General features: G+C 72.6%; 1 protein-coding gene, 1 tRNA gene and 1 pseudogene. 1 reads left to right on the top strand and 2 read right to left on the bottom strand.

Annotation, left to right across the window (positions count from 1 at the left end):
• Together AB0J52_RS35810 and AB0J52_RS35815 are read right to left on the bottom strand one after the other, a co-directional pair.
• Nucleotides 1-639: pseudogene (locus tag AB0J52_RS35810) on the bottom strand (3,5-dihydroxyphenylacetyl-CoA synthase DpgA); the annotation flags it as partial.
• Nucleotides 640-871: 232 nt separating this feature from the next.
• Nucleotides 872-2227: an aminotransferase-like domain-containing protein gene (locus tag AB0J52_RS35815; protein WP_500187360.1), complete on the bottom strand. Its 1356-nt coding sequence runs from the start codon at nt 2225-2227 to the stop codon at nt 872-874.
• A 214-nt stretch (nt 2228-2441) separates the two neighbouring features.
• Here AB0J52_RS35815 and AB0J52_RS35820 point away from each other — a divergent pair.
• Nucleotides 2442-2516 (top strand) — tRNA-Leu (locus AB0J52_RS35820).
• The last annotated feature ends 39 nt before the right edge of the window (nt 2517-2555 follow it).

Genomic DNA, 2555 nt, shown 5'->3' on the forward strand with positions numbered 1-2555 from the left:
GCCCGCGACCAGGGCGACGGCGGCCGCGCCGTCGCCGAAGAGGCTGTTCACCACGGCGGTGCGCATGCTGGAGTCCAGCGCGTAGGCGGCCGAGCACGCCTCGGTGCACAGCACCACGGCCAGCTCGCCGGGGTGCGCGACCGCCCAGCCGTTGACGACGTTCAGGGCGTTCAGCCCGGCGTTGCAGCCCATCCCGACGATGTCGGAGCGGCTGCAGTGCCGGTCGATCCCCAGCTTCTTGATCAGCAGGGCGCTGAGGCCCGGGGTGAGGAAGCCGGTGGTGGTGACGCAGCACAGGTGCTTCAGGTCCGACAGCCGGTGGCCGGAGTTCTCCAGGCAGGCCAGCAGCGCCTCGGCGCCCATCTCCAGGGCCAGCCGCTTGTGCTTGTCCAGCAGGTCGCCCTGCGGCTCGGGGTGGCGCAGGCCGTCCGGGCCCGGCTCGGGCAGGGTGAGGTGGCGCCGCTCGATGGCGCTGTTGAGGAACACCGACCGCACCTTCGGGTCGGTGACGCCGAGGGCCTCCAGCACCTCGTGCTGGGTGTGCACCTCGGCGGTGCTGGCGGTGCCGACGCCCGCGATGCGGGCGAGGACGCGGGCGGGCGCCCGTTCGGGCGCGGTCTCCTGGACGAGGACGGTCATCGGAAGGTCCACCCCCACATGCGCGGCTTGCTACGTGGACGACGCGTGCTGTGCACGGTGCTCACCTCTCCCATCGGTGTGCTGGTTCGGTCGGTTCGGTCGGTTCGGTGCGTTCGGTCGAGTCGGTCGGCGGTCTCTTGCGCGGGGTCGGCCGCGGCCGGCAGGGCAGGCGTCGGACGCCCGGCCGGTGCCCTGGTCGGGGCACCCGCTGAGCGGGCGAGCGCGCGGGATGTCAGGAGTCCGGGGAGTCCCCCGGCGCCGCGACGGCGGGTGCCGCCGCCTGCGCCTCGATGAAGGCGGTGAGCCGGGCGATGCCCTGCTCGATCTCCTCGGCGCTCAGGTAGCTGGTCGACAGCCGGAGCTGGCGGTGGCCGCCGCCCTCGGGATGGAAGTACGACATGGGCGTCCAGATGACCCCGAACTCGTCCGCCGAGCGGTGCAGCGCCGCCTCGTCGGCGGCGAACGGCACCTCGACGCGGATGAAGAAGCCGCCCGTGGGGTGGTTCCAGTCGACGCCGAGGGCCGCGCGGCGGGCGGGCGGCAGGTGCCGGTCCAGCGCCGCCAGGGTCGTCCGCATGGCCTCGCCGTAGTAGTCGGCGGCGGGGTCGTTGAACCGCGACAGCCGGCCGTCCGCCGCGAGCAGGACGCCCGCGACGGCGGCCTGGCTGAGCGCCGGGGTGTTGACCGTGACCATGCTCTTGATCTTGGCGAGCTCGTCGGCCAGCAGGCCGGTGCGCCCGCCCGCGTCCGCGACCGGCTGGTCGGCGACCACGAACCCGACCCGGGCGCCGGGGAAGACCGACTTGGAGAACGAGCCGATGTGCACCACGCCGCGGTCCCGGTCCAGGGACTTCAGGGTCGGGTGCGGGGTGCCCGGGCTGACCAGCCGGTAGGGGGTGTCCTCCAGGACGAGCACGCCGTGCCGGGCGGCCAGGTCGAGCAGCTCGCGGCGGGACCGCGGGTCCATGGTGGTGCCGGACGGGTTGGAGTGGTCGGGGACGACGTAGAACGCGCGCGCCCGCCGCCCCTTCGCGCGCTCGGCGAGGATCGCCGCCTCCACGTCGGCGCAGTGCAGGCCGTCGGCGCGCTCGGGCACCGGCGTGACCGGCAGGTTCAGCAGGCAGGCGGCGCCGGTGATGCCCACGTAGCAGGGGCTGGCGACCAGCAGGACGTCCTCGGGGCCGGCGAACAGGGCGCGCAGCGTGAGCAGCATGCCCTCCTGCGCGCCGACCGTCACCACGATCGACTCCGGCGGGACCTCGATGCCCTCGTCCCGGGCGAGCGACTCGGCGATCACCGTGCGGATCAGCCCGGGGGTCGGGCCGTACTGGAACAGCAGCGTCCGGATCTCCTCGTCCGAGCGGCCCTGGTCGGCCAGGTGGTCGAGATATCCGCGCACGTAGCCGAAGATCTGCTCGTTGCCGAAGAAGCCGTCATAGGGACGGCCGGGCGCGAAGGAGACCGCCTCCGGATAGCGCAGGGTGATCTCGTTGAGGAACGTCATCGTGTCGAGCAGCGGGCTGGCGACGCTGGCGTGCAGGGTCTCCTTCCGGAGCACCCCGTCCCGCGCCAAAAGCTGTTCGGTCATTGGGACCCCAGACGGCATTGATCGTTGGCCGGGTCGGCAGCAGGGCCGGGTCAGCATTACACGGGCCCGCGGAACCGGACAAGGACGCCCCGCATTGTCCAGACGACTCCTCGCGGCGCCTTTGTCCAAGCGTCTGAATCACCGGTTGGACGCCGCAATACCCTCGGTCGGGGGCCCTGTTGAGTTCCACGACCGGCACAGTTACGATCACCGCGCCCCCGTAGCCCAATTGGCAGAGGCGAACCCCTTAAAAGGGTTTTGGTTGTCGGTTCAATTCCGATCGGGGGCACGCGCGCCGCGTCCGCCGGCGGCCCGGGGGCCGTCCGGC

Source organism: Spirillospora sp. NPDC049652, from assembly GCF_040675125.1.
Classification (GTDB): Bacteria; Actinomycetota; Actinomycetes; order Streptosporangiales; family Streptosporangiaceae; genus Spirillospora.

Excerpts from the sequence above, each read along its gene's own strand:
- AB0J52_RS35815 (WP_500187360.1), bottom strand. The coding sequence starts at position 2,227 with ATGACCGAACAGCTTTTGGCGCGGGACGGGGTGCTCCGGAAGGAGACC.